The sequence below is a fragment of the Streptomyces sp. IBSBF 2435 genome, from assembly GCF_036815005.1.
GTDB lineage: Bacteria > Actinomycetota > Actinomycetes > Streptomycetales > Streptomycetaceae > Actinacidiphila.
This window is the reverse complement of record NZ_JAJSYW010000238.1, coordinates 1-5,529: the sequence shown is the minus strand read 5'-3', so window position 1 is coordinate 5,529 and position 5,529 is coordinate 1. Positions and strand designations below refer to the sequence as shown.

Annotated in this window: 5 protein-coding genes; all 5 read right to left on the bottom strand. The window is 73.6% G+C overall.

Annotated features, from left to right (window positions below; all coding sequences use genetic code 11):
- A partial coding sequence (locus tag V7E46_RS30335) for an aldose epimerase family protein (RefSeq protein WP_443054399.1) occupies positions 1–642 on the bottom strand: 642 nt, incomplete at its 3' end.
- Positions 643–739: 97 nt separating this feature from the next.
- Positions 740–1,756: a LacI family DNA-binding transcriptional regulator gene (locus V7E46_RS30330; RefSeq protein ID WP_333771411.1), complete on the bottom strand. Its 1,017-nt coding sequence runs from the start codon at positions 1,754–1,756 to the stop codon at positions 740–742.
- Between the two features lie 94 nt (positions 1,757–1,850).
- A complete protein-coding gene (locus V7E46_RS30325) occupies positions 1,851–2,888 on the bottom strand; it encodes an ABC transporter permease (RefSeq protein ID WP_333771410.1) in 1,038 nt (345 codons plus the stop codon).
- The gene (locus V7E46_RS30320) at positions 2,885–3,847 is read right to left on the bottom strand and encodes an ABC transporter permease (RefSeq protein ID WP_333771409.1); all 963 of its coding nucleotides are present in this window, start codon (positions 3,845–3,847) and stop codon (positions 2,885–2,887) included. Before V7E46_RS30320 ends, V7E46_RS30325 begins: the two co-directional genes overlap by 4 nt.
- Entirely contained in the window at positions 3,844–5,514 is a 1,671-nt protein-coding gene (locus V7E46_RS30315; protein ID WP_333771414.1) for a sugar ABC transporter ATP-binding protein, read from the bottom strand. Before V7E46_RS30315 ends, V7E46_RS30320 begins: the two co-directional genes overlap by 4 nt.
- Between the last annotated feature and the right edge of the window lie 15 nt (positions 5,515–5,529).

The following is a 5,529-nucleotide window of genomic DNA, read 5'->3' as shown; positions in this document are numbered from 1 at the left end:
CCCGGACCCGGACCCGGACCCGGACCCGGACCCGGACCCGGACCCGGACCCGGACCCGGACGCCGGCCCGTCATCCGCTCCCGTGCCCGCCAGGTTGAAATACGCGTGGTTGGTGAGGTTGACGACCGTCGCCCGGTCCGTGCGCGCCTCGAAGGACAGCGCGAGCGTCCCGTCCTCGCCGAGCGCGTAGGTCGCGCCGACGTCCAGCCCGCCGGGGAAGCCCATGTCGCCGTCCGGGCTGTGCAGCGTCAGCCGCAGCGCCCCGGGCAGCGGTTCGGCCTGCCACAGGCGGTGGTGGAAGCCGTCCGGGCCGCCGTGCAGGGTGTGCCCGCGGTCGTTGGCGGGCAGCCGGTGCAGCCGGCCGTCGAGCAGGAAGCGGGCACCGCCGATCCGGTTGGCGTAGCGGCCGATCAGCGCCCCGAAGTACGGGCTGCGCTCGGCGTACGCCGGCACGTCGGACAGCGACAGCACGACCGACGCGCGGCGCCCCGCCGGGTCGGGCACGTGCAGGGCGTGCAGGATGCCGCCGTAGGTGAGGATCTCGGCGGCGACCCCGGCCGCGGATTCGAGCCGCCAGCACTCGACCGGCTGTCCGCCTGGGGTGCGGCCGAAGGGGGAGCGGTGCGGTAGGGGCGCGGGCATCGGCGGTCCTCGGCGGTCGGCGGATCGGGACAATGACGGGCGTGCGGGCGTACGGGCGCGTTCACCCGGCGCGCGGGCGTACGGAACGCGTCCGCGCTCACCCGGCGCGTGCGGCGCTGGACTCCCGCGCGACCAGCGTGTAGCCGGGACGTATCCGCTCCGGCTGCAACTGCGGGTCGCCGGCCAGTCTGGCCACCACCCGCTCGACGGCCAGCCGGGCGATGGCCTGCTTGTCGGGTGAGACCGTGGTCAGCGCGATGGTGGAGAAGCGGCCCTCCTCGACGTCGTCGAAGCCGACCACCGACACGTCCTGCGGCACCCGAAGCCCCCGCTCGACCAGCGCCCGCATCGCGCCGAGCGCCATCAGGTCGTTGTACGCGAAGACCGCGTCGGGCTCGGCGCCCCGGTCGAGCAGCGCGTTCATCGCGGCGGCGCCGTCCCAGCGGCCGTAGCCGTCGGTGGCGGCCACCAGCGTCTCGTCGTGCGGCAGGCCGGCCGCGGTCAGCTCCTCGCGCCAGCCGCGCAGCCGCAGGTGCGCGGGCTGCCGCGCCATCTCCCTGCGCGCGCCGAGGAACGCGATCCGCTGCCGGCCGAGCCCGGCCAGGTGGCGTACCGCGCTTCGGGCGGCGGCCACGTTGTCGATGGCGATGTGGTCGTAGGGCGCGTCGTACTCGCGCTCGCCGAGCAGCACCAGCGGCGCGTCCCCGGGGCGGCCGAGGAGGTCGGCGGCCTCCAGCTCGATCGGGCTGAGGATCAGGCCGTCGATGACATGGGCCCGGAAGCCCTGCGAGACCAGCAGCTCCTTCTCGCGCAGGCCCGCGGTGTGGTCGAGCAGCACCGTGTAGTCGTGCCGCGCGGCGGCGTCGATGACGGCGCCGGCCAGCTCCGCGAAGTACGGGTTGCCCAGCTCCGGCACGGCCAGCGCGATGATGCCGGTCCTGCCCTTGCGCAGGTGGCGGGCGGTCAGGTTCGGCCGGTAGCCCAGCTGGTCGATGGCCCGCTGGACGCGCTCGCGCATCCCGGGGGTCACATGGGGGTAGTTGTTCACCACGTTCGACACGGTCTTGACGGACACGCCTGCCAGCTGCGCGACGTCCTTGAGGCTGGCGCCCACGGAGTTCCTTCCCTCGGCCGTCCTGTGGAGGCACGGCGGTTCCGGCCTCAGTGTGCCGGTCCCGTATGTGGTGCGGGTGCGCGGCCGGTGTCCGTCAGGTACCGCGTCTGGCGGCCGACAGGTACCGCTGGGCGACCACGACCACGATCAGGAAGCCGCCGCTGACCACCGACTGGTAGGAGGAGTTGAGCGAGCCGATCTGGTTGATCAGGTTCTGGATGACGCCGAGCAGCAGCACCCCCCACAGCGTGCCCGACACCGATCCCGCGCCGCCCACCAGCAGCGTGCCGCCGATCACCACCGCCGAGATCGCGTCCAGCTCCATGCCGACGCCGATGATGGTCACCCCCGACGACAGCCGGGCCGCGTTCAGCGCGCCGGCGAATCCGGCGAGCAGCCCGCTGAGCGTGTAGACAAGCACCTTGGTACGCGCCACCGGCAGGCCCATCAGCAGCGCCGCGTCCCCGCTGCCGCCGACCGCGAACAGCGCCTGGCCGAACGACGTGCGCTGCAGCACCAGGCCGCCCAGCCCGAACAGCGCGAGCGCGATCAGCACCGGGTAGCCGAAGCCCCACACCGTGCCGCCGCCCAGCTTCTGGAAGGCCGAGCCGCGCGGCACCAGATACGTCTTGGCGCCCTCGTGGGTCAGCGCGAGCAGCAGCCCGCGGGCGCCGAGCAGCGAGGCGAGCGTCACGATGAAGGGCGCCATGCCGGCCTTGGCGACCAGCAGCCCGTTGACCGTGCCGATCGCCCCGCACACCACCAGCGGCAGCAGCAGCGCGGGCAGGAAGCCGTACTGCGACGCCCAGGCGGCGACCACTCCGCCGAGCGCGAAGACCGAGCCGACCGACAGGTCGATGCCGCCGGTGACGATCACCAGCGTCATGCCGAGCGCGACGACCGACAGGAAGGACGCCTGGATGGTGATGCCGCGGGTGTTGTCCAGGGTCGCGAAGGAGGAGAAGAGGAAGGAGGAGATCACGCAGAGCAGGACCAGGACCGCCAGCACGCCCTGGCGCTGGAGCAGTTCGGCCGCGCGCTGCCGGCCGCCGGCGCGGGGTTCGGCGGCCGCGGTGAGCGGGGGCGGCGGCCCGGCGGGTGCGGGCGGGGCGGGATTCACGAGGGACTTCATCGGGCTCTGCGCTCCCGGGCGACGTAGACGGCGACGAGGATGATGCCCGCCTGGACCATCTGGGCGGTGGAGTCGTGCAGGTCGTGGGTGACCAGGGTGGCGTGCAGCAGCTGCATCAGCAGGGCGCCGAAAACGGTGCCGAGCACCCGGACGGAGCCGCCGGTCAGCGGGGTGCCGCCGACCACGACCGCGGTGATCGCGGACAGCTCCATCAGGTTGCCCAGCGACGAGGGGTCGCTCGCGGTCAGCCGCGCGGTGGCGAGCACCCCGGCGAGCGCGGCCAGCACCCCGCAGATGACGTAGACCCCGATCAGTACCCGCCGCACCGGCAGTCCGGCGAGCGCGGCGGCCTTGCGGTTGCCGCCGACGGCCACCAGCTGGCGCCCGAAGGTGGTGCGCTGGACGAGTCCCGCGACCAGCGCCGCCAGCACCCCGGCGATCAGCACGACCACCGGGACGCCCAGCACGCTGTCGGTGCCGAGGCTGAGCAGGTCGGTGTTCTCGATCTGCTTGAGCTGCCCGTCGGCGATGACCAGGGCCAGGCCCCGGCCGCCGACGAAGAGCGCGAGGGTGGCGACGATCGGCTGGAGGCCGACCAGCGCCACCAGCGAGCCGTTGACCAGCCCGACCACCACCCCGGCCAGCAGCGCCACCAGCAGCGAGGGCAGCAGCCCGTACCCGAGGTAGAGCGGCAGCAGCGCGCCGGACAGCGCCATCGTGGAGCCCACCGACAGGTCGACGCCCTCGGTGCCGATGACCAGCGCCATGCCGAGCGCGACGATCACCACGGGCGCGACCTGGACCAGCTGGGTGCGCAGGTTGTCGGCGGTGAGGAAGTGGTCGGTGAAGATGGCGTTGAAGACCAGCAGCGCCAGGACGGCGCCGTAGACGCCGTAGCGCTGGAGCGCGTCGGCGATCCGCGGCCGGTCCAGGCCGCGCGGGAGCGCGAACGACGTCATCGGGGGTCCTCCTTCTGCGGGCCGGGTGCCTGCCCGGCCGTCCGGTCCGCGGCGGCGTCCGCTGTCCGGTCCGCGGCCTGGTCAGGAGCGTTCCGAGGTCCGTCCAGCTGTCCCCTCCGCGGTCCTCCCGGCGGTTCCGCGCTGTCCGCCGCGGGCTCCGGTACGGGTTCCGGCGCGGTCTCCGCCAGTACGGTCAGCAGCGCGCCCTCGGAGACGTCGTCGCCGGTCAGCTCGCCGGCGACCGCGCCGGCCCGCAGCACCACGATGCGGTCGGCGCCCTCCACCAGCTCCTCCAGCTCGGAGGAGATCAGCAGCACCGCCAGGCCCTCGGCGGCCAGTTCGTCGATCAGCGTCTGCACCTCCGCCTTCGCGCCGACGTCGATGCCCCGGGTCGGCTCGTCCAGCAGCAGCACCCGCGGTTCCAGGCACAGCCAGCGGGCCAGCAGCACCTTCTGCTGGTTGCCGCCGGACAGCTCGCCGACCTTCTGCTCGGGGCCGGCCGCCTTGATCCGCAGCCGCTTCATGAAGATGTCCACGACCCGGTCCTGCTTGCGCCGGGAGATGAAGCCGAACCGGGACAGCCGGGGCAGGGCGGCGAGCACGATGTTCTCCCGGACCGACAGGCCGGGCACGATGCCCTCGGCCTTGCGGTCCTCGGGCAGCAGGCTGATCCCGGCCCGGATCGCGGCGGCCGAGCTGATCCGGGACAGCCGGCGCCCGCCGACCGTGATCTCGCCGCCGTCCAGCGGCAGCGCGCCGGCCAGCGCCTTCGCGGTCTCGCTGCGGCCCGACCCCAGCAGCCCGCCCAGGCCCAGCACTTCGCCGGGCCGCAGGTCCAGGCCGATACCGTCGAGCAGATGCCGGCGGGTCAGCCCGGTCGCGGTGAGCACCGGCTCCGCCGCCGCGGTCCTGCTGTCGCCGAAGCTGGTGGCGCCCTCCTTGCGCACCTGCGCCAGCTCGCGGCCGAGCATCATCGAGACCAGCCGCACCCGGTCGGTGTCCTTGAGGCCGCCGGTGTGCACCCGGCGGCCGTCGCGGAGCACGGTGACCCGGTCGCAGATCCGGTACAGCTCGTCCATCCGGTGGCTGACGTAGACCAGCGAGATGCCGCGGCCGTGCAGTTCGCCGATCACCCGGAACAGCGTCTCGACCTCGCGCGGCTCCAGCGACGAGGTCGGCTCGTCCATCACCACGACCCTGGCGCGTACCGAGACCGCCCTTGCCAGCGCGACCATCTGCTGGGTGCCGATGCCGAGGGTGTGCAGCGGGCGGCGCGGGTCGGTGGTGATGCCGAAGCCGCCCAGCAGGCCGGCGGTCTCCCGGTGCATCCGGCGGAAGTCGACCAGGCCGAGCCGGGTCCTGGGCTCCCGGCCCAGGAAGATGTTGCGGGCCACGCTCATCAGCGGGACCAGGTTCACCTCCTGGTAGATGGTGGAGATGCCGGCCTGCTGCGCCTCGTGCGGGCGGTGGAAGGCGACCTGCTCGCCGCCGAGCCGCAACTCGCCCTCGTCGGGCCGGTGGACTCCGGTGAGGATCTTGATCAGCGTCGACTTGCCCGCCCCGTTCTCCCCGACGAGCGCGTGGATCTCACCCGCGCGCAGGGTGAACGAGACATCGTCGAGCGCCACCACACCGGGGAAGCGTTTGCTGACGCCGACCGCCTCCAGTACGGGGGCCGGTGG